At 44.6% G+C, this 21938-nt stretch carries 19 protein-coding genes; 10 read left to right on the forward strand and 9 right to left on the reverse strand.

What is annotated here, in order from left to right; all coding sequences use genetic code 11:
- The first annotated feature begins 8 nt into the window (after positions 1-8).
- The 6 genes from MMA19_RS14105 to MMA19_RS14130 all read left to right on the forward strand — a co-directional run bounded on the left by MMA19_RS14105 (position 9) and on the right by MMA19_RS14130 (position 9656).
- Positions 9-1310, forward strand: a complete 1302-nt coding sequence (locus MMA19_RS14105) for an HlyD family efflux transporter periplasmic adaptor subunit (RefSeq protein ID WP_240206499.1) — start codon at positions 9-11, stop codon at positions 1308-1310.
- Positions 1307-4408, forward strand: coding sequence for an efflux RND transporter permease subunit (locus MMA19_RS14110; protein ID WP_124940640.1), 3102 nt, complete (start codon positions 1307-1309; stop codon positions 4406-4408). Before MMA19_RS14105 ends, MMA19_RS14110 begins: the two co-directional genes overlap by 4 nt.
- 160 nt (positions 4409-4568) lie before the next feature.
- A complete protein-coding gene (locus MMA19_RS14115) occupies positions 4569-5102 on the forward strand; it encodes a phosphatase PAP2 family protein (RefSeq protein WP_038229191.1) in 534 nt (177 codons plus the stop codon).
- Positions 5103-5114: 12 nt separating this feature from the next.
- Entirely contained in the window at positions 5115-6158 is a 1044-nt protein-coding gene (locus tag MMA19_RS14120; RefSeq protein ID WP_240206500.1) for an MJ1255/VC2487 family glycosyltransferase, read from the forward strand.
- Positions 6159-6680: 522 nt separating this feature from the next.
- The gene (gene leuO / locus MMA19_RS14125) at positions 6681-7640 is read left to right on the forward strand and encodes a transcriptional regulator LeuO (protein WP_006074856.1); all 960 of its coding nucleotides are present in this window, start codon (positions 6681-6683) and stop codon (positions 7638-7640) included.
- Positions 7641-7844: 204 nt separating this feature from the next.
- A complete protein-coding gene (locus tag MMA19_RS14130; protein ID WP_038229195.1) occupies positions 7845-9656 on the forward strand; it encodes a long-chain fatty acid--CoA ligase in 1812 nt (603 codons plus the stop codon).
- 84 nt (positions 9657-9740) lie between these two features.
- Here the strand turns inward: MMA19_RS14130 and MMA19_RS14135 are convergent, their stop codons facing one another.
- Complete coding sequence (locus tag MMA19_RS14135; RefSeq protein WP_107306313.1) at positions 9741-11030, reverse strand: peptidoglycan DD-metalloendopeptidase family protein; 1290 nt, start codon at positions 11028-11030, stop codon at positions 9741-9743.
- Between the two features lie 129 nt (positions 11031-11159).
- Here MMA19_RS14135 and tyrS point away from each other — a divergent pair, with 129 nt between their 5' ends.
- Positions 11160-12347 (forward strand): tyrosine--tRNA ligase, encoded by a 1188-nt coding sequence (gene tyrS / locus MMA19_RS14140; RefSeq protein ID WP_240206501.1) that lies wholly within the window; start codon positions 11160-11162, stop codon positions 12345-12347.
- A gap of 252 nt (positions 12348-12599) precedes the next feature.
- Here the strand turns inward: tyrS and grcA are convergent, their stop codons facing one another.
- On the reverse strand, positions 12600-12977 hold the full coding sequence (gene grcA / locus MMA19_RS14145; RefSeq protein WP_031494358.1) for an autonomous glycyl radical cofactor GrcA: 378 nt from the start codon (positions 12975-12977) through the stop codon (positions 12600-12602).
- A 372-nt stretch (positions 12978-13349) separates the two neighbouring features.
- On the opposite strand from grcA, the gene nfo reads away from it, so the two are divergent.
- The 3 genes from nfo (at position 13350) to MMA19_RS14160 (ending at position 15875) form a co-directional block, all read left to right on the forward strand.
- Positions 13350-14201 carry a deoxyribonuclease IV gene (gene nfo / locus MMA19_RS14150; protein ID WP_240206502.1) on the forward strand — a complete coding sequence of 284 codons (852 nt, stop codon included), beginning with the start codon at positions 13350-13352 and terminating at the stop codon, positions 14199-14201.
- Between the two features lie 347 nt (positions 14202-14548).
- A complete protein-coding gene (gene ung / locus MMA19_RS14155) occupies positions 14549-15223 on the forward strand; it encodes a uracil-DNA glycosylase (protein ID WP_240206503.1) in 675 nt (224 codons plus the stop codon).
- 100 nt (positions 15224-15323) lie between these two features.
- Entirely contained in the window at positions 15324-15875 is a 552-nt protein-coding gene (locus MMA19_RS14160) for a hemerythrin domain-containing protein (protein ID WP_240206504.1), read from the forward strand.
- Positions 15876-15936: 61 nt separating this feature from the next.
- Here MMA19_RS14160 and MMA19_RS14165 read toward each other — a convergent pair whose 3' ends face one another.
- The 7 genes from MMA19_RS14165 to MMA19_RS14195 form a co-directional block, all read right to left on the reverse strand.
- Positions 15937-17124 carry a hypothetical protein gene (locus MMA19_RS14165; RefSeq protein ID WP_038225558.1) on the reverse strand — a complete coding sequence of 396 codons (1188 nt, stop codon included), beginning with the start codon at positions 17122-17124 and terminating at the stop codon, positions 15937-15939.
- A complete protein-coding gene (locus MMA19_RS14170) occupies positions 17121-17747 on the reverse strand; it encodes an energy transducer TonB (RefSeq protein WP_006075431.1) in 627 nt (208 codons plus the stop codon). The genes MMA19_RS14165 and MMA19_RS14170 overlap by 4 nt, the downstream gene beginning before the upstream one ends.
- Positions 17747-18151: a biopolymer transporter ExbD gene (locus tag MMA19_RS14175; protein WP_006075432.1), complete on the reverse strand. Its 405-nt coding sequence runs from the start codon at positions 18149-18151 to the stop codon at positions 17747-17749. Before MMA19_RS14175 ends, MMA19_RS14170 begins: the two co-directional genes overlap by 1 nt.
- Positions 18148-18726: a MotA/TolQ/ExbB proton channel family protein gene (locus MMA19_RS14180; protein ID WP_038225556.1), complete on the reverse strand. Its 579-nt coding sequence runs from the start codon at positions 18724-18726 to the stop codon at positions 18148-18150. Before MMA19_RS14180 ends, MMA19_RS14175 begins: the two co-directional genes overlap by 4 nt.
- Positions 18716-20041 (reverse strand): MotA/TolQ/ExbB proton channel family protein, encoded by a 1326-nt coding sequence (locus MMA19_RS14185; RefSeq protein WP_240206578.1) that lies wholly within the window; start codon positions 20039-20041, stop codon positions 18716-18718. The genes MMA19_RS14180 and MMA19_RS14185 overlap by 11 nt, the downstream gene beginning before the upstream one ends.
- Positions 20042-20073: 32 nt before the next feature.
- Positions 20074-20856, reverse strand: coding sequence for a DUF3450 domain-containing protein (locus MMA19_RS14190; RefSeq protein ID WP_088876712.1), 783 nt, complete (start codon positions 20854-20856; stop codon positions 20074-20076).
- 339 nt (positions 20857-21195) lie between these two features.
- Entirely contained in the window at positions 21196-21936 is a 741-nt protein-coding gene (locus tag MMA19_RS14195; RefSeq protein WP_240206505.1) for a siderophore ferric iron reductase, read from the reverse strand.
- Between the last annotated feature and the right edge of the window lie 2 nt (positions 21937-21938).

The raw sequence follows: 21938 nt of genomic DNA on the forward strand, positions 1-21938 counted from the left end.
GTGACCTTATGACGTCTAAAAATAAAAAGCTGTTGTTTTTTCCTGCCTTTGCAGTTGGTGTAATTGCGCTCATTGCAGCAATAAACCTGAGACCCGATGTGCCAACGAAACCCGCTGGAGATCGTTCAAGAGTAGTGGATACCATGACTCTAGCACCGCAGATGTCAGCGCCTATCGCAATTGGCTTTGGTCGAGCTGAACCGAAAGTTGAGTGGAAGGCCATCGCTGAGGTGACAGGAGCGGTTGTTTACAAGCATCCAAATTTAGAAAAAGGCACCGTGGTAACGGCGGGAACGGAAATTCTTCGTATTGACCCTTTAGATTACGAACTCAAATTATCACAGGCGATTGCCGACCTTAAATCAAGCGAAACTCAATTGGCTCGTTTAGACCAAGAAGAGGCGAACCTGAAACAAACACTATCTATTGAGATAAACCGCTTACAACTCGCGGAAAACGAATACCAGCGTCGTGTGGACCTCAATAAGCGTGGCTTAACGTCTCAGTCTGATGTCGATACTCAAAAACAAAATATGCTGTCGCAGAAAAAGTTGGTTCAAGATATTGAAAACCAATTGGCGTTGATGCCGGATGAAAGAGGTGTCTCCCAAGCTTTGGTGAAAGTGAACCAAGCGAAAGTAGATGAAGCGAAGCGCTCATTGGAAAAGACTCGTATTGTTTTGCCCGTTACGATGCGTGTTTCTGAAGTGGATGCTGAGTTAAACCAAGTAGTGAACTTGCAGCAAACCATGGTTACAGCACACCTAAACGATGTGATGGAAGTAGAAGCGCAGTTGTCGATTCACGATTTGCAGCTGTTGTCGAATACCCTGAATTGGGATGAGAGCCAAAGCGGTAATGTTGAATTAGATAAGCTGCAAGCCACTGTGGAATTGAGTAGCGGAAACCTTACGGCAACGTGGCCAGCTAAAGTGGCACGTGTCAGCGAAACCGTTGATGCCAACCAAGCGACAGCAGGTGTGATTCTGGAAGTTTCTCAATTACCAAGCAACAACGGCCTTGCGGGTACGCCAGTGCTGGTCAATGGGATGTTTGTAAAAGCAACCATTGAAGGACAGAAACAGCCATCTTGGCTCGTGCCTGAACGCGCATTGCACGGCGATAAAATCTATTTGATGAACGATGAAAATCGCCTCGAAATGCGGTCGGTACAAGTCTCTTACCGTAGGGATAATCAAGTGATCATCACTGGTGACCTACAGCAAGGTGAAAAAGTGATTCTGAACGATATTTTGCCCGCTATTGAAGGAATGTTAGTCAGAGAGAGCATCGACGAGGCAAGCCAATGATTCGATTTTTCTCTAAGCACCCAACTGCTGCCAATTTGCTGATGTTGGCATTGTTGATATTGGGTATCTCGTCGTTGTCGACCATAAAACGTGAAACCTTCCCGGAGTTTGATCCGCCTTATATTATGGCAGCTATCACTTATCCGGGGGCATCGCCACAGGAAGTGGAAGAGAGTCTCTGCGTACGAATGGAAGATGCCGTCGATGGCCTATCAAATATTGAAGAAACCAAATGTGAAGCGATTGAAGGTTCTGCGCGTTTAACGCTTAAACTCAATGAGCGAGCAGACATCGGCCGTATGCTAGTGGATGTGCAAACTCAAATTAATGCTATCAACGATTTTCCTGACGAGATTGAATCTCCAGTAGTTCAAGAGCTGGATTGGAATGAGCCTGTAGTAGACGTTGCTATTACAGCGGACACCAGTTGGCCAGAGTTAAAGGCATACGCCGAGCAGCTTAAGCGCACTCTCAAGCTGGATTACGGTGTGTCACTTGTTGATGTGAGCGGTTTCTCGGATCACCAATATCGTGTGGAGTTGAACACTCAAATCATGCGCCAAATGGGGCTCAGTATCAGTGATATCGCGGTACAAATTGGTAATCAGAACATCAAGTTACCGAGTGGTAATGTTGAAACTGAAGACAAAAATTTCTTAATTCGTTTTGATGAACGACGAGTAACCCCGCAAGAGTTGGAGTCTATTGTTGTCGGTTCAAGTCCCAGCGGTGCACTTATTCGCCTGAAAGATGTAGCGACCATTACCGACCGCTTTGAGCTGGATGAGCAAAAGGTACTGTTCAACGGTAAGCCTTCTGCAGTGCTGAAGATCAGTAAAAACAAAGAAGATGATGCACTGCGTGTAAAAGAGCAGGTCACCAAATTTGTGGATGCACAGCGACTTATCGCACCAGAAGGCGTGACGTTAGAAATGACCAACGATATGTCATCGGTACTTTGGGATCGTCTGACCATGATGGTCAAAAATGGCTGGCAGGGGATCTTATTAGTCTTTGCGACGATGTGGTTGTTCTTTAGTTTCCGTTATTCGTTTTGGGTTGCCGCTGGCTTACCGGTGGCATTTCTTGGTGGTCTTTTCTTGATGGCTAACCTCGGGCTGTCGATCAATATCATGTCGCTAGTTGGGCTATTAATGGCCATCGGTATCATGATGGATGATGCTATCGTTATCGCAGAGTCGATTCAATCTCACCTTGACCGAGGACAGAGTATCGATGATGCGGTCATCAATGGAGTGAAGAAAGTCCTACCCGGTGTTATCTCCTCGTTTTTGACTACTGTGTGTATTTTCGGCAGCTTGCTCTTCCTGCAAGGAGAAATGGGGGCGGTGCTGCGTGCTGTGCCACAAGTGTTGATTTTGGTGTTGTCGCTTAGTCTGGTTGAAGCATTTTTGATTTTGCCGAATCACTTGTCTCACTCGCTGCATAAACATAATAAAGATAAGCCTCCCGTAAAGTTCAAACGCGTATTACTCGAGCGGTTTGAGCATTTTCGCAATACAACATTAGTGAATGCGGTCGACAAAGTCGTTTCCTACCGCTATGCCTTTATGGGCAGTGTCTTTGCGATGTTACTTATCTCGGTGAGCTTAATCGCTGGTGGAGTAGTGAAGTTCCACCCATTCCCTTCATTAGATGGCGATATTGCTGAAGCGAGGATCATCCTGCCACCAGGAGCTTCCTTGTCTCAAACAGAGCGTGTTGTTGATAAAATTGTAGCGTCGGCTGAAAAACTCAATAAGCAGTGGAGCGACGAAATGGAAGGTGGCGAACCACTGGTAAAACAAATTACCAGTCAGTTCAATACCAACCGTGATGCTAACGAATCAGGGCCACATATTGCTACTGTGAGACTGGATTTGCTCAGTGCTGAGCAGCGAAATACCTTGATCGATGATTTTATTGCGGCTTGGAGAGAAGATGTGGGAGAGCTTGCTGATCCGATCTCATTAGTTTTCAAGCAGCCGACAATGGGGCCGGGTGGCCGTGCATTGGAAATTCGCATTAAGCATGATGACCTAGACATGCTAAAAGCGGCGTCCGTTGAGATACAGCAATACTTGAATGAGTTTGATGGTGTCAGTGGTGTCTTGGACGATATGCGTTTAGGTAAAGAAGAAATTCTGGTCAAATTACGCCCAGGTGCCGAGAGCTTTGGTGTTAATGGTCAGCTGATTGCTAGCCAGCTTCGAGCCGCGTTTTTTGGTCAAACTGCCGATGAAATTCAGGTAGGGGTGGAGAACATTAAAATTGAGGTGAAACTCAACAAACAAGATATTGGGGATATCCAGCAGCTGGCTAATTTCCCGATTTTCCTGGCGGACGGTTCACAAGTACCTCTGGCTTCTGTCGCGACGTTAGATTTTCAGCGTAACTATGTGCGTATCCAACGTGTTGATGGTTTGAGAACCGTGAGCGTATTTGGTGACGTTGACGCATCTAAAGCTAGCTCGACCGATATTATCAGCCAGTTCCGCGCTGAAGAAGTCAGTAAACTACAGCAGGAATACCCAGGATTGAGATTCGACTTCGAAGGGGAAACCAAAGACAGTGCAGAAACTGGGGCGTCAATGGCAAAAGGGTTCCTATTAGGATTGTTTGGCGTATTCACCATTCTGAGTTATCAGTTCAGAAGTTACCTTGAACCTTTTGTGGTTATGTTGGCGATTCCTTTAGCCTTTATTGGTGTGGTATGGGGACACTTGCTGTTAGGACACTCAATGAGTATGCCAAGTATTATGGGATTTGTGTCGCTAGCCGGTATTGTAGTGAATGACTCGATTCTCTTGGTGCAGTACATACGTCACCATGTGGATGAAGGCGATTCAGTGCATGACTCTGTGGTTAAAGCGAGCCGTGAACGTTTTCGTGCGGTGTTCTTAACGTCAATGACTACGGCGGCAGGTTTATTGCCTCTACTTACCGAGACCAGCTTGCAAGCTCAGGTTATTCAGCCGCTCGTTATTTCGATTGTGTTTGGTATTTTTGCTTCGACAGCCTTGGTGTTATTTATGATTCCATCGGCGTACGCTATATTGGCTGACTGGGGATTGGTCCACAAACACGAAGAAATCTAATTCGCGTAAACATAATATTCCTTACTTCCATTCTACAAGTTAGTGAGCTGAGTTCCTCAGCCACTAACTTTCATCATTTCTCCAATAAATCGTCACCTAATTGTCATTGTTGCTGACTACTTTTTGATCATGAGTTACTCGTTATCGCAAGGAGTGAGTTATGAGAACCATTGAGCCAATTGCGCGAATGGATTTAGCCTTTTCATTGTTTTGTTTGCAGCATCGCTTTAATGCTCCGGTCGCTAAGATCAGCCGTTGGGTGTCCAGAACTGGAGATGGTCATCTTTACCTAATATTAGGATTGATGATTTGGTTTATGGACGATGTGGCAGGGCGTTTGTTCTTTGCTGCTGCGTTGCTGGCTTTCGCCATTGAGCTACCTATTTATTGGTTAACGAAGAACAGTTTTAAACGCCGCCGTCCTGAAGAGTTCTCTCATCTTCTTCAGGCCTTCATCACACCTTCTGATCGTTACAGCCTGCCTTCAGGGCATACCGCAGCGGCGTTTCTAATGGCAACAATAATCGGGCACTTCTATCCAGCTTGGTATGACGCTGCTTTGATATGGGCGTTGCTGATTGGTGCGTCACGAATTCTGCTCGGGGTTCACTTTCTTACTGATGTGGTTATTGGTGCTGTCTTAGGTGTATCCGCTGCGCATGTATCGATCAGTTACGTGCTTGAGTTAGTTTAAAAGGTGATATTGATGAAGATTCTTTACGGTGTTCAGGGGACTGGAAATGGACATATTGCCAGAGCGAGAGCGATGTCTCAGGCACTGAAGTTTCATGATGTCGAGGTAGATTTTCTATTTTCCGGACGCGACAAAGACAAGTATTTTTCCATGGAGCAATTTGGTGATTACCAAACCCGGCGGGGATTTAGTTTTGTCACCGAGGATGGCAAGGTTAATTACTTGAAAACAGTAATGGAAAATAGTTTGACCAGCTTTTTTAGTGAAGTGAGACAAATGGATGTCTCGGACTATGACTTAGTCATCAACGACTTTGAGCCAATCACGGCTTGGGCAGCACGCTCTCAAAACATACCAACCGTCAGCATCAGCCATCAAAATGCGTTTCTATTTGATGTGCCACAAAAGGGGGCGAACTGGATTGATGACTCAGTTATCCAACATTTTGCACCTTCCCAGTATCAACTGGGTTTGCATTGGTATCATTTTGGCCAACCTATCTTACCGCCTATTGTTCATACCAACGGACATGATGTGACCTCGGAAGACTTCGTATTAATTTACCTGCCTTTTGAAAACACACAAACCATTATCGATGTGCTATTGCGCTTCGTAAATCAAAGCTTTATCTGTTATCACCCTGAGATTATTGAGCAGCAACAAGTCGAAAACATTCTGATGAAGCCGCTGAATCATGAGCAGTTTCAGCGCGATCTGCACCGTTGCCAAGGGGTAATCGCCAATGGTGGGTTTGAGCTGCCGTCTGAAGCACTGAGCTTAGGTAAGAAGCTATTGGTAAAACCACTTGATGGTCAGTTTGAACAACAAAGTAATGCCGCAACGCTAGAGAGCTTAGGGCTTGCTCAGTCCATGGACTTCCTTGATGCATCAGTCATTCGTGCTTGGTTAGATGAAAAGCAAGCTGAACGAGTAACCTATCCAGATGTTGCTAACGAGATTGCGGAGTGGCTAATAGCTGGAAACTGGGATTGTAGCCAGCAGCTACGTCATCGTTTATGGGAGAAAGTTGATTTTCCGAGCTACGCTTCCATTTAACGATCGTTTAGCCACCTTTATCACTTTAACGAAAAGCCGCATTGAGCGGCTTTTTTGCGATTAAAGCCCTGTAATACGTCGTTGTTGTATTTGCTATAAGCATCAATTCATTTTGAATGATAGATATGATGTATCTATTATGCGAATACTTTGAAAGTGGTTCTATATGGTAGTTAGATATAGCTAATGCGTTGGAAATTTCGAAAGATATACTTACTAGTTATGGTTTTAGAAGTTGTAACGGACAAAAGTTATTAAAAATGTAATTTATCTTTTTTTATATATAATATAACTTATTGTTGTTAATGGATAATGTATTTATATCGATAAAATTTGGTGATTCTTTGTCAAACTTGTTGGTGTTGGGTTTGTTATTAGTAGATAGTTTGTTTTGTCCTCGAACTATGCAGAGGATTAATAGAACGTTGTAAGGTACGTAGTGGTAGCGAGTAAATAACTCCTGTTGCTAACCATTAATCCTTACTCACATATTCGAGATTGAAATTACACGAGGCTTACTAAATGTTAGACAAAAAAGATGCTATGAGCGCTATCGCTAGCTACCGCATGGAAAGCACATTACGCGGCGTAGATCTAAACCTATTGACTGTTTTCGACGCAGTGATGCAAGAGCAGAATATCACTCGCGCGGCACACAATTTGGGTATGTCGCAACCAGCAGTTAGTAATGCCGTTGCGCGCCTTAAAGTGATGTTCAACGATGAGCTATTTATGCGTCAGGGCCGTGGTATTCAACCAACACAACGTGCTCGTCAGCTGTTTGGTCCTGTGCGCCAAGCATTGCAGTTGATTCGCAATGAACTACCGAGTTCTATTTTTACACCAGAAACATCAACTCGCCTGTTCAAAATGGCAATTTGTTCTCCATGTGATATGCGTTTTGCTCCAAAAATCATGCACACTATTTCCGAGCAAGCGCCTCACGTTCAATTGCACTTGGACGCTGAAGCTGACCGTCAACTGGCAGATCGCATGCGCTATCAAGAAATTGATTTTGTCATTGATTACGCTCGTTATGATGCGCAAGGCTTCTCAAGCACAGAGATCTTCCAAGATGAACTGGTTGTAGTTGCTGCCAAGAATCACCCACGAATTCATGGTGTAGTGAGCACTGCTCAGTTAGCACATGAAAAGCACGCTAAGTTATCTAAAGTACACGGTGTTCGCAGCTTCTCTGAGCAAGCATATCGTGAACTGGAGTGCCAAGCATCTTATGAAGGCACCAGTCTAAGCAACGTGCTTTATGTGGTTGGTCAATCTGAGCTTGTGACTATCGCACCACGTTGGTTGGTAGAAAATGCGGTTAATAAAGAGCAGCTACAAGTACTTTCACTGCCATTAGAAAACACCAAAATCAGCGGCTACTTGAGTTGGCATGAGTCGAGTGAGAAAGATAAAGGTCACATCTGGTTGCGTGATCAGTTGATGGTCATCTGCGGCGAAGTTGTCGCGTTGTCATAGTCTATTACAACTTTCTAGAGCAAGCCCTGAACAGTATCTGTACAGGGCTTTTTTAGTTTTTACAGAAAGTTATTATCATTGAATGATTAAACCGATAACTATTATTGATAACTTTGATATAGGTCGGTTGCCTTTTTTACGAGCATAGGTACACTTGTGCGCTCAAAAAGCTTACATGTGTAAGCTAAAAGGTAAAGATAGAACATGGCTAATTTAGATTTCCATATTGTAAAGAAGATTCGTGACCGAATCGCACAAGGTGGCGACAAGATCGCCTTACGACATAAAATCAACAATGTGTGGCAAGGGATTAGCTGGAAGGAGTTTGGGGTAAACGTTGATGCGTTATCTCTGGCTCTACTTGGAAAAGGAATCCAACCTCAAGACAAAATCGGTATCATTTCCAATAACATGCCGAAGTGGACAATTGCTGACTTAGCAGCATTGCAAATTCGCGCGGTAACCGTACCGCTATACCCTACAAATACCCCAGCTCAAACCAGCTATATCGTTCAGAACGCTGACGTTCGTATCTTATTCGTTGGAGAGCAAGCGCAGTATGATGCGGCTTTATCTATCTATGAAGAGTGCAGTCAGTTAGAGCTTATCGTTGCGATGAGTGATGACATCGTTCTGGCTGAAAATGATTTCAGTGTGAGCTGGCAAAGCTTTATGTCTGATGCCAGCATTGAACAACAGTCCACGCTATCAGAGCGACTAGAACAGGCCAATTACGATGATCTGCTAACACTGATTTATACGTCTGGTACCACAGGTCAACCTAAAGGTGTAATGCTAGATTACGCTAACATCGCAGCACAGTTGAAAGGTCATGATGCAAGGTTAAGTCTTACTGATCGAGACGTATCATTGTGCTTCTTACCGCTATCACACGTGTTCGAGCGTGCTTGGACGTTCTATGTATTGTATCAAGGCGGCACCAACTGCTATCTACAAGATACAATGCAGGTTCGTGATGCATTGAGTGAGATTCGTCCTACAGTAATGAGTGCGGTGCCTCGTTTCTACGAAAAAATCTTCTCAGCTATTCATGAACGTGTTTCTAAAGCGCCCGTTCATCGCAAGATTATGTTTACCTGGGCGGTCAACATGGGGGCGAAAATGGCACAATGCCGTCAGGACAACGTTGAGCCTTCATTGATTCTTAAGAAGAGCCATGCATTGGCAGACAAGTTGGTGTTGAGTAAGTTACGTGAGCTACTAGGTGGACGTATTAACTTTATGCCTTGTGGCGGGGCTAAACTTGATGAAACCATTGGTCGCTTTTTTCAAGCCATTGGTATCAATGTCAAGCTTGGCTACGGTATGACCGAAACAACGGCAACCGTCTCGTGCTGGGACGATACTTGTTATAACCCAGACTCTATCGGTATGCCGATGCCTGGTGCGGAAGTGAAAATTGGCGAGAACAATGAAATATTAGTTCGCGGACCAATGGTTATGCGTGGCTACTATAAATTGCCGGAAGAAACAGCGCAGACGTTTGATGCCGATGGTTTCCTAAAAACTGGTGATGCGGGTCAATTTGATGAACGAGGTAATCTGTTTATCACTGACCGTATTAAAGAGTTAATGAAAACCTCAAATGGTAAGTATATTGCCCCACAAGCGATTGAAGGTGCGATTGGTAAAGACCATTACATCGAGCAAATTGCTGTTATTGCCGATACCCGTAAATTCGTGTCGGCGCTGATCGTGCCATGTTTTGATACGTTAGAAGAGTACGCTAAAGAGCTTAATATTAAATATCATGATCGTCTTGAGCTGATTAAGCACAATGAAGTGGTTGAAATGTTTGAGAAGCGTATTACTGAACTGCAAAAAGAGCTGGCAAAGTTTGAGCAGGTGAAAAAATTCAAGTTGCTGCCGACGGGTTTCTCTATGGATAAAGGTGAGCTGACGCCAACGCAAAAGCTTCGCCGTAAAGTGATCAACGATCGCTACCAAGATGAAATTGAAGAGATGTATCGCGATACCCCAAATAAGCCACACTGAGCTCTAGCGATTAAGCAGCAGTAGTAAAAGAAAAACCCTAGCTATTCACTAGGGTTTTCTATTTTGGTGTTCCGGATTTTGAACTTAGTTATTGGCGTACAACAATTCACTGTATCTATCTAAGGTGTTGAGTCGGTTCTCAGCATTGGCTAGGAAGGTCTGCTTAGCTTTACCTGTTAACGACTTAGACTGCGGCAGTTTTACCGTTCTCGGGTTCTTGTGGACGCCATTTACTAAGAATTCATAGTGAAGGTGAGGACCGGTTACACGACCTGTTCCGCCAAGTGTACCAATAGTTTGACCTTGTTTTACTCGTTGTCCGGTTTTTACGGTTCGTTTCGTCAAGTGCAAGTACTTGGTGATATACGTATTGCTGTGTTTGATGAATACATAATTACCATTGAACTGGTTATAACTGGACTTCTGGACAATACCGTCACCGGCAGCCCAAATTGGTGTGCCGACTGGCGCGGCATAATCGGTGCCTCTGTGGGCGCGAACTTTTCCGGTCACTGGGTGGCGACGAGTTGGGTTAAAGTTTGAGGTTACACGGCGAAAATCGAGTGGGGAACGCAAGAACGCTTTCTTCATTGCGCGACCATTTTCGTCGTAATAGTTACCCGTCTTATCGTCTAATATTGCCTTGAAGGTATCGCCTTGGTTTTTAAAAATCGCGGCGATAATTTTGCCACGGCCGATCACTTCTCCTTCCACGACTTTTTCTTGGTATAGCAATTGAAAACTGTCACCGGAGCGAATATCTAACGCGAAGTCGATATCCCAACCGAAAATACCGGCCAACTCCATAATTTGATTAGCAGTTAATCCAGCTGAAATCCCAGCGTTCCAAAAGTTAGATGAAATTTGTGCTTGTGCGTAATTGTATTGATAGTCGACCTCTTTTTTATCCCAAGTCGAGGTAAATCCGTCATCAGTACGAGTGATCTTGAACGTTTCATAGTCGTTAATCCTACGTTTTAGCTGAATAAAGTCGCTATTCTCGTCGAATCCGAATGTTAGCTTATCTCCCGGTCTCAATTTCGAGAGCTGCTGTTTAATATCGTTATTGGTATAAATTAACTCATGCAGCAAGCGTGGTGACAGTCCTAAACGTTGAAAGAGAATGGCAGCGCTTTCTCCAGAGCGAACAGTATGCTCTTCCCAATTGAGTACAACGGTTGGTGGAATGGCATCACCAATAGGAAAGGCGCTATTGTCAATCGTTAGGGCGTAATGCTTGCCGACTTCAAGTCGGTCATTCCCATCATCCAGCTCAGTTACGTCTGGCAGGAACAAGGCAATAACGATTAGTGCCGTAAAAAAGGCGATGAGCGCACGGTGAAGCCAAGGCAGGCGCTTAAAAACAGATACCATGAGAGTTCAATTCAACATTATTTTTGAAATTTCCTAAACCAATTAGTCTAACTGGTTTCAAAAAACATCGCTATTCAAGTAAGATGTCCAACTATTATATTTTTGCCAAATCTGTGGGAGTGAACAAGAATGGCGAACCTTGAAGCAGCGTTGGCTGAGATCAAACGTGGTGTTGACGAGCTAATTCCAGAAGAAGAACTGATTGCTAAGTTAAAAGAGGACCGTCCTCTACGCATCAAACTGGGTGCCGATCCTACAGCACCAGATATTCACCTAGGCCACACAGTAATTTTGAATAAGTTACGTGCATTCCAAGACCTAGGTCATGATGTGACTTTCTTAATCGGTGACTTCACTGGTATGGTTGGTGACCCAACGGGCAAAAACACGACGCGTCCACCGCTAACTCGTGAAGACGTTTTGCGTAACGCTGAAACGTACAAAGAGCAAGTGTTTAAGATCCTAGATCCAGCGAAAACGACGATCGCATTTAACTCTGAGTGGCTATCAGAACTGGGTGCTGAGGGCATGATTCGCCTTGCAGCTAACCAAACTGTAGCTCGTATGCTAGAGCGTGATGACTTTAGAAAGCGCTATGGCAACAACCAGCCAATCGCAATTCATGAGTTTATGTATCCACTGCTACAAGGTTACGATTCAGTAGCGATGAAAACGGATGTAGAGCTTGGTGGTACAGACCAGAAGTTCAACCTATTAATGGGCCGTGAGCTTCAAAAATCACATGGTCAGAAACCACAGGTTGTGCTGACTATGCCGCTTCTAGTAGGTTTGGACGGCGAGAAGAAGATGTCCAAGTCTGCACACAACTACATTGGTGTCAGCGAAGCGCCGTCAGAGATGTTTGGTAAGATCATGTCTATCTCTGATGAGCTAATGTGGAGCTACTATGAGCTGCTGTCATTCCGTCCTCTAGGCGAGATTGAACAGTTCAAAGCCGATGTTGAGGGTGGCGCAAACCCTCGAGATATTAAGATTCTACTTGCGAAGGAAATCATCGCACGCTTCCATACTGAAGCGGATGCCGATGCGGCTGAGCAAGAGTTCATCAATCGTTTCCAAAAAGGTGCGATGCCGGATGAAATGCCAGAATTCGAATTCGAAGCAGGCCTTCCAATTGGTAACCTTTTAAAAGAAGCAGCACTGGTTAACTCAACATCGGATGCAATGCGCATGATTCGTCAAGGCGCAGTGAAGATCGATGGCGAGAAAGTGGAAGATACTAAGCTAGTACCAGCTGCGGGCCAAGCGGTTTACCAAGTCGGTAAACGTAAGTTTGCTCGAGTGACACTGAAATAATCGGTGATATTGTAAGCGCATTAGTTAGCTCCCAGCCTGCGCAGGGATGACATCTCTAAGATAGAGGAGATGTCTAATATAGATGACATGCCTAAGGTGGATGGCATGATTGAAATATTAGTGTGTGCTTGATGTGCTTTGAAAACCTCCTTCGAGAGGTTTTTTTGTATGTGTCGGACACCATTTTACGTACATAAAAAAACAGACGCTTGCGCGTCTGTTTTTCTGTATTTGCTTACATCACGTCTCTAATTATAGAGACTCAGTAAATGTACGAGCGATAACGTCACGTTGTTGTTCTGGAGTTAGCGAGTTAAAACGTACTGCGTAACCAGAAACACGGATAGTTAGCTGTGGGTAGTTCTCTGGGTTAGCAACAGCGTCTTCTAGAGTTTCACGCTTAAGAACGTTTACGTTTAGGTGTTGGCCACCTTCGATGCGAGGTGCAGCTTCGATTGCTACTTCGCGGCTTTCGTATTCGCCTAAGTCGCTAACAGAGATAACTTGGTCAGCTTCAAAACCAGCATTTGCTGCAACGCAACGTGCTTCGTTTTTGTCACCGTCGATCAACCAGATTGAGTTTAGTAGATCGTCATTTGCTGCTTTAGTAATTTGGATACCTTGAATCATCACTATCTCCTAATCCACTTTCAGAGTGGCATTTTTGTGGTGTTAATTTTCAATTCTTGTCGAGCTGGCTTATATATAACCCGTTATGGGTATTCTAGTATTGATTTGGATCAAAATACAACAAAAAACATTAATGAAGTTGTGGTTAATTTTTTGATTGAGGTCAATCAAACCTTTAAAAATGGTGCTTTAAAATGATATTTTAATAATTAAAAATTATTTGAATTTCCATTTTGTAGTAATAAAACAACAAAAACACCGTAAGAAGCTAGCTATCTAGGTAAAATCAATGGCTTCCATAACCAAAACTGAAAGTATAAGATCGCTAAATAACAGTTCAAAAACTGTGAACTCGATCAGGTAGTCAATCATATGAAAAAATTTATTGGTGCACATGTCTCCGCCGCTGGTGGGGTTGATAATGTGCCACAAAGGGCAAATGAAATCGGTGCGAACGCATTTGCTCTTTTTACTAAGAATCAGCGACAGTGGGTGGCAAAACCGTTGACCGAAGAGGTTATCCAACGGTTTAAATTGGAATGCCAAAAGTACGGCTTCCGTGCGGAACAAATTCTTCCACATGACTCTTATCTCATTAACTTAGGTGCGCCGGAGTTGGATAAACTTGAAAAGTCTCGAGCTGCTTTTATCGATGAGATGGAGCGGTGCCAACAATTGGGGCTTACACTACTTAACTTTCATCCGGGCAGTCATTTAAAAAAGTTGTCTGAGAGTGATTGTTTAGACCGTATTGCCGAGTCCATTAACTTAGCGCATCAAGAAGTACCGGATGTCATCGCGGTCATTGAAAACACCGCAGGTCAGGGCACTAACCTTGGCTGGCGCTTCGAACACTTAGCTCACATCATTGATAAGGTAGAAGATAAATCGAGGGTCGGCGTATGTCTTGATACCTGTCATACCTTTACAGCTGGCTACGACTTACGAACTAAAGAGGCATGCGAGCACACATTTGCAGAGTTTGACCGAATTGTTGGCATGCACTATTTGCGAACCATGCACCTTAATGATTCAAAGATCCCATTGGGAGGTAAGGTCGATAGGCATCACTCGCTTGGTAAAGGAGAGATTGGATGGGCGTGCTTTGAGTACATCATGCAAGATCAACGATTTGATTCTATCCCACTGATTTTAGAAACAATAGAGCCCACTATTTGGCCTGATGAGATCCAACAATTGAGACATTTTTCAATAAATTGCTGATTTTTTCGTGTGCTACATGGCATTTTGGCATCTTTCTTTCATACTATGTTACATGCATGTTGCATAAATGTGTGATTCGATAAGATAGGTGCCATTATGACTCGTCCAGTAACTCCTAGACCAAATGCTACGCGTTCTACTCGCTTTCCGACCCCAAACCGACATATTCATGGTCAAGGTCATTACCGAACACCGCAAATAAAGCATCCTAATCATTGAGCGATAAATAATATAATAAGCACTGCCTCTGGCGAGGAAAAGTGCATGGCGACACGCCAAATTGACAGTAGTGGTGACCCTTCGTTGAGTGATAGACTACCTGAAGTATTCATCTTCAGGGACCCACAATGACAACACTCACATGGCACGACGTTATCGGTAATGAAAAGCAACAAGAGTACTTTCAACAGACCATAGCGTATGTTGAAGCACAGCGTACTCAAGGGAAGGCGATTTTCCCTCCTGCTCAAGATGTATTTAATGCATTTCGATTTACTGAGTTCTCGGATGTGAATGTAGTGATGTTGGGGCAAGATCCCTATCATGGACCCAATCAGGCTCACGGACTTTGTTTTTCCGTTTTACCAGGCGTAAAGACACCACCTTCTTTGGTCAATATGTATAAAGAGCTCGCTCAAGATATTGAGGGTTTTGAGATACCTGCGCACGGTTATCTGAAGAGCTGGGCAGAGCAAGGTGTGTTGATGTTAAACACGGTCTTGACTGTGGAGCAAGGGCAGGCACATTCTCATGCTAAATTAGGTTGGGAGACATTTACTGATCGAGTTATAGAAGCTTTGAATCAGAACGGTGAAGGCATTGTCTTCCTGCTATGGGGTTCGCATGCTCAAAAGAAAGGTAAGATGATAGACCGTAGTAAACATCACGTATTGACTGCACCTCATCCTTCCCCATTGTCTGCACATAGAGGCTTCTTCGGTAGCGGCCACTTTTCTAAAACAAATCAAATACTTCAAAGTATGGGTAAGCGACCTGTTGATTGGCAACCACGACTAGATTAAGCAATCTTAGTCAATTGGTGGTTTTTCGAGCATCCTCAAAACATGATCCTACTTTCTCTTATACACTTGCAAAGAGTGTGGAAAATTAGGGAGAAGGATCATGATAATCGAAAGGATTAGACGCGAGCATGGTTATATGGTGCGATTGCTCGCGATTTTAAATCGAAAATTGCACTTACTAGAAAAAGAGCAGCCAATTAACTACAGTATCGTCAAAGAGATTGTCGATTACTTAGCCAATCATTCTGAAAAAATACATCACCCCAAAGAAGACATTCTCTATCACTACTTTATCGAAAAATACGGTGCTCAAGAACAAGTAGAGAACCTTGAGACAGACCATCTAGATCTATCAGAGAAGACGCATGCTTTTCTAGATGTTGTCGAGATGATTCTCCAAGACTCAGTGGTGCCTCAAGAAGTATTCATGGGGCGTTTATCGGAGTTTATTCAAGACCAAAAACGCCACCTTGATTTGGAAGAACAATCCGTACTGCCTTTGATCGAAAAACGGTTTACTACCCAAGATTGGCAAGTAGTGGAAAGCCAATGGACGGTGACTGAAGACGACCCGGTCTTTGGTGATACGATAGCTGACCGTTACAAACAGCTAGCTGCTCGCGTCAGGCAAAATGATGTCGAAAGTGTTTAGTTTTGACATTTGGAAATGAAAGAACAATAAAAAACCCAAGCTGAGCTTGGGTTTTTTATTGTTAGCGAGGTTGACTCATTTGTTCTAAATACTGCAACCAGTCTGCGGTTTGTGTGGTTGGCTTTTCTCTATGCGCTGCTTGAGCTACCTTGGTCGCCTTGGCGTAATCTTTCAGGCCCACATAGGCTCTCACTTGCAGTAACAGTTTCTCTTGTTGATTAATGCCAGTGACTTTATTGAGCGAACTTAGCGCCTGATTGAATGCGCCTTGCTGAAGCTCCAACCTTGCCACCTCTTCATAGTACTTACCATTAAGCCTTGCTGCAGCTAGCCAAGCCGTTTGAGCGTTGGACCACTCACGAGCCATTTGCCAATGCCTTGCCTGCTTGATAATGGTGTCAATATCGCTCTCTTTAACTTGTAAATTGGCATAGGACTCAGCAGCCTTCTCGGGAATACCTTGCTGAGAATAAAGCTGAGCTTTGCTGACCTGAAGATTCTCTGGTAACTCAATACCAGCGCGTTCGGCGGATACTAAGGTTGCCAGTGCCAATTTGTACTGCCTAGTTTGCATATAGAGTGAGCTCAACTGCTGCCACCACATTAGGTTATCCGGCTGTAACGCCAATAACTTTTGTGTCGTCAAAATCGCACTCTTCAAGCGTTTTAACTGCATCTCACCCGTTAATTGCAAACTTAATGGCTGTAGCTTAGGGGTATTGTCACGCCTGTGATATTCATTAATTGCCGCCAATAAAGGTTTCCATTGCTGCAATAAGTAATGAGTTCGCGCTTTATTGAGCCATACTCCGGTGATTTGGTCTTTGCTGATGTTGTTTGCTTCAGCGGTTTTGGTCAGCTGATTGAAGTGCACTAAGGCCTGTTCAGGTTTATCTTCAGAGAGTAAAAGTTCTGCCAGCATACGTTCCGTTTGCCAACCTTGTTCATCTTCGAATGCCCCCGTATTCACGGCTATTTGCAGCTGTTTAACGGCTTTGTCAGCTTGTTCAGCTTGCCAATAATAGATGCCTAGCATACGTGCCACATACGCTTTGTCGTAATTGGCACTCGGCTTCAGTCCTTCTAAAAGCTTAATGGCTTCGCTTAGTTTATCCTCTTGCTCCAGCTCATAGGCCTTGGAAACTTGCGTTGCTGTTCGCATACCAAGTTGCGGGGCAGCAGCTACGCTAGTGGTCACTAAGAGACTGCTCAGAGCTAGGGCGGAGATAACAAATAGACGCTTTATCATTGATTCAACTTAAACTCTAATTTGACGGTTTGGCCAATGCGCGGAGTCGCTTTGCCATTCACAATCATCGGTTGATATTTCCATTGTTTAAGCGCCACCATCGCCTCACGTTCAAACATTCGTCTTGGTTTTGCTTCTACCACTTGAACATCCGTCGGGCGACCACTTTCATCGATAGTAAAAGACATCACCACATAACCTTCGACATTACGCTGTAATGCGCGACGCGGATAGCGAGGCTCCTTACGGTGTAATGGCATGACCTGCTGGTTTTGACCTATATCTGGAACGGTTGGAGCATTGAGCGCCACGCCCGCCACTTGAGTTGAAATAGCGATGTTGGGTAGTTGCGGTGTACTTGGGGTTTGTACACTTGATACCTGTGAGCTTTGCTCTACCACCGCTGCCGAAGGCGGCGTTGAAGGCATTTTGGGTGGCTCAGGGAGCACACGTTGGCGCCTTGCTGTTTCACTATCTGGTTCCACCATAACTAAATCATAACTCAGCCTTGGCTTATCATCGGGCTTAGCTTTAGGCCCAATATCGATCATCCAACTCATAAAAGAGAACAGGGCAAAAGCTAACGCGGCTGCAAGTGGGACACTAGCCAGTAGTCGAACCATTATGGGCTCTCCGTCGCCAATGCAATTTTAGTGACTCCTGCTCCTTTAGCGCTGTCCATCACTTCTACCACTGTGCCGTTGAAAGCGTGCTTGTCAGCCTGAATTACCATCGAAGCATTAGGTTGTTCTAACAACAGTTTCTCAATTGTTGCTTGCACACGTTCCACATCCACGCGACGTTTATCAATGTAGATATCGTTAGCAGAAGTAATGGCCACAAAGATCCCTGCATCTTTCTGGCTAACGGCGTGGCTTGCCTGTGGTCGATTAACATCTACGCCAGACTCACGAACGAACGAACTGGTGACAATAAAGAAGATCAACATGATAAATACAATATCGAGCATTGATGTCATATCGATATTGGCTTCTTCGGTCTGTTTTCTACGATGACCTAGTCTCATAGAGAGTCTCCTGAGTGAGTCACATTGGAAGATAAGTGACGTTCACTTCTAAGTAACTGTTCAAGTTGAAGTAGGCTTTTGCTACTCCATTTTTGAATACGTGAATAGGCGAGCATGCCCGAGAGTGCGGCGACCATGCCTGCCATAGTCGGAATCGTCGCCATTGAAATACCCGCTGCCATTAAGCGAGGCTGTGCGCTACCTTGAGCTGCCAGGGTGTCAAATACGGTGATCATACCGGTGACCGTTCCAAGCAGTCCCAGCATGGGACACAAGCTAAGTAGGCACTTCAGCAAGTTTAAGTTTTGCTTAAGCTTATTCTCTGCTTCACTTAGCATGGCATTGCGCTGTGACTGAGCGTACCAAGAGTAATGATCTTGGCGTGCTACCCATTTCTCAACCCAGCTTTTTTTCTCGGTAGGAAAGACCTTGGCGAAATAGATCACTCGTTCAAAGGCCACTAACCAAAAAATAAACACCACCGCGGCGAGCCACCATAATACTGGCCCACCTTGCGTCATAAACTGGTTCAGATGCTCGCTACCGGGTAGCCAACTGAATAGGTTATGCGGCATACGCTTCCTTATGCTCAATGGTTTGAACTTCGGCTTGCTCTGCAACAAGACCAACACTCTGACGTTCTAGGATATTGCGAATCGTTTCGGCCTTAGAACTCAGTAAGTTGTGAGCAAGAAGTAGTGGCATCGCAGTAATCAGACCGAGTACGGTTGTGACCAATGCCATAGAGATACCACCTGCCATGACGCGAGGCTCGGCATTACCAAACTGGGTAATAACTTGGAAGGTTTCGATCATACCGGTAACTGTACCTAACAGACCTAGCATTGGTGCCAGAGCTGCCAATAGCTTAAGCATGCTCAGACCACGTTCAAGGTGCTGTTGCTCATCCATAATGGACTCAAGCAGTCGTAGCTCAAGCGCTTCAACATGAAGCTGTTTCTCGCTGTTGTAGACGCTAAGAACACGACCTAGTGGGTTATCAGTAGGGGTGCTCGGTGATTTTAGTTGTTTGTTGATCTTTTGCTCAGTGGTAATCAGAACAGCTGCTCGATATAGAGCGATGATCATGCCTAGAGCAAAGAGCCCTGCAATGATCTTACCGACAATACCACCGTGTTCGAATCGCTCGGCTAAGGTCGGGTTATCCGCCAGCTGCTTGTAGATATCACCACGGCTTGGGTCGATAAGGGCGGCTGTTTGGCCTGTCACAATACCAGCAGCATCTGCTGAGGTCGGAACGTTTTTAGGAAGGCGAGGGAAATCACTGGCCAACTTGCCATCCCAATCAATAGGACCATGGTTCGACAGTAAAGCAAAGTTGCCTAAACGAACCGCATCGAGTTGGGTGATTTCACCGTTACCCGCAACAAAGGGAACTTGGACGTTGGCGTAGGTCGCGCTGGTGGCTATTTGGGCTTGATAAGCACGCCACAGTCCCGTCAGCTCCTGAATGGATGGCAATGTTTTCGCCGCGACGATACCATTGATGTCAGCGATTTGCTTAGCTTGCTCAGTATTGGCGACAGAATGATCGAGTTCCACTTGAAGCTCTTTGGCTGATTGTCTGACTACGCCAAACAGTTCTCCTAAGCTGCCTGTTTCTAAATGCAGCTTCTTTTGTTGCTCTGCTAAGGTACGTTCATTATCAGAAAATGCAGTGCTGAGCGATTCAATGCTTGCGTCCAGTTGAGCTTTACGTTTCTCGAGTTCAGCTTTACGGGCCGCTAGTTGCTGCTCTTGCTTCTTAAACTCAGCTTCACGGTTTGCATTGTGCTGACTCTCTTGTTGCTGAGCAGTTTTGGCTTTTGAAGTTAGACTCTCTGCGGCTAAAGAAGGTTGTGCTAATCCAAGGCTTAGCAGCGCAACCATAAGCGGAAATTTATGCAATGATAACGTACGCATTAGCTAGGATCCTGTGTTTGAGTCGCTGGGGTCAATGATACTGGAAGTTCAACAAGCGATGGAGACGCTTGCTTGTGAGCAATAGCAAAGGCTTTGTCAATCTGTGGGGCTAACGCACTATCAACGGCAACCCAGCGGTTTTGGTTGATATCCCATGACCAATATTGGTTTCTGTCTAGACTGCGAGCGACCAGAGAAAGGCGGCCTAAATAAAGCTGCTCAGCTTCAATGTCGTTGCCAACATGGATAAGGCCTCGGTAACTACCTAGCTTAATGCCGTAGTCCATTTCAATCTGATACGCTTCTAAAATACGACGGTACTTTTCAGCATCACTGACATCAGCTTGAGGCATCAAAGCCTTCAACTCATCAAGTCTCGCTAGACGTGTATCAATTCGAATTGGTTTGTCCTGCTTAATATGTGCTTCAAGCCCTGCAAGCATTTGATACATCAATGGCACAACACCTTGGCGAGTTGCACTGATCTGCTCTAACTGAGTATCAATACTAGCCATCTCTTCTTCTTGATTAGCAACAACGGCTTGCAAGTGCTTTTCGTATACTTCTAAGTTCGCCACTTCTTGCTCAAGCATCGCGATATCAGACTTCAGTTCAAATGCTTTATCGCTACTTTTGTTGATGCGAGTTTGGCTTTGTGCACTTTGCGTGATGGTTTGCGCCTCGACATTTCGAGCACTATTAAGATCGTTGGCGGTCGCGAAGCTGCTTACGGACAGCAGTGGGAGCGAACACAAGGTCAGGCGAAGAGCCGTTTTGTTCATTTCAAGAGCCTTCTGCTTTCTAGTAGAAAGTACCAGTTATTTAGTTGAATTCGGGTTCCAAATGTCTGCTACTGATTTGCGGAGTTAACGCAGTGAATCGAGTCAGAAAGAATGGCATTAAACGAGTCGTGTTACCGTTTTCATGTCTGCATTGGAAGCGCGGTTATTGTATTGCAACTGCGTGGAGAAATACAGTCTAAATGATATTGATATGAGTTATCATTTGTTATCTCTTAATCAATATCTTGTAACGAAATATCATCAGTTTTTGGTTAAGGATAAATAACTCATATAAATCAATATCTTTAATAATGTTATGTTATGTTATGTTATGTTATGTTATTTATTTTGAGGACACCCTTGGCAATAATCACCGTCTGCACGTCGGTAATGCATGCAGCAGGCGCGTCGTTGGACGAAATATTCCCCGTCGATGGAGACATCGAGCCGTCCAAAGCGAGTAAGCGGCAATTCCAGAGCCTGTTGCCAATGCTGAAGTTCATGAGCAAAGGTAGGGTGCAGTTGTTCTTTGGTTAGTAGATTTACGCTAACCATATGATTGAGTCCGCGAAGCAACATTTCCATCACAGTGTCAGCAAGCAGCTTCTCTTGAGTGGCTGGGCTCATTCTGCATACGTCACTGAGTTGTCGCGCTAGATCGGCAATAAGTAATTTTAGCTCTTTGGCGGCAATGGCTAAGCGCTGATATTGGTCGCCAAGTTGCCAATTGTGTTCAGCAAAATCAAACTGCCCAACAACACCATTATCAAGATTTACCGCTTGTTTCATTGTGCTGATTGGCGGTACGTGTTCGGCATAATAAGTAGTGACTAAAGCGATGGTAATTGGCTGCCAAACTAACATGGTCCAAGTACGTGTTTGCCAGTAGACCGCACCAGCTTCGGGATAGTGTTGCTTCCAGTATTGATAAAGCGACTGTACTTCTTGGCGTGATGTTGAATTGGGTTCAATAACGTGTGCTCCCTCTGTCAGTTCAACTAACAGAGGGGAGACTTGTTGTGAGACATGCGTCAACGCCTCAAGGCGTGACGCATGTTGATTAGCGAGTGAGGTTTGCATTA

The sequence above is a fragment of the Vibrio sp. CyArs1 genome (assembly GCF_022432925.1).
Classification (GTDB): Bacteria; Pseudomonadota; Gammaproteobacteria; order Enterobacterales; family Vibrionaceae; genus Vibrio; species Vibrio mediterranei.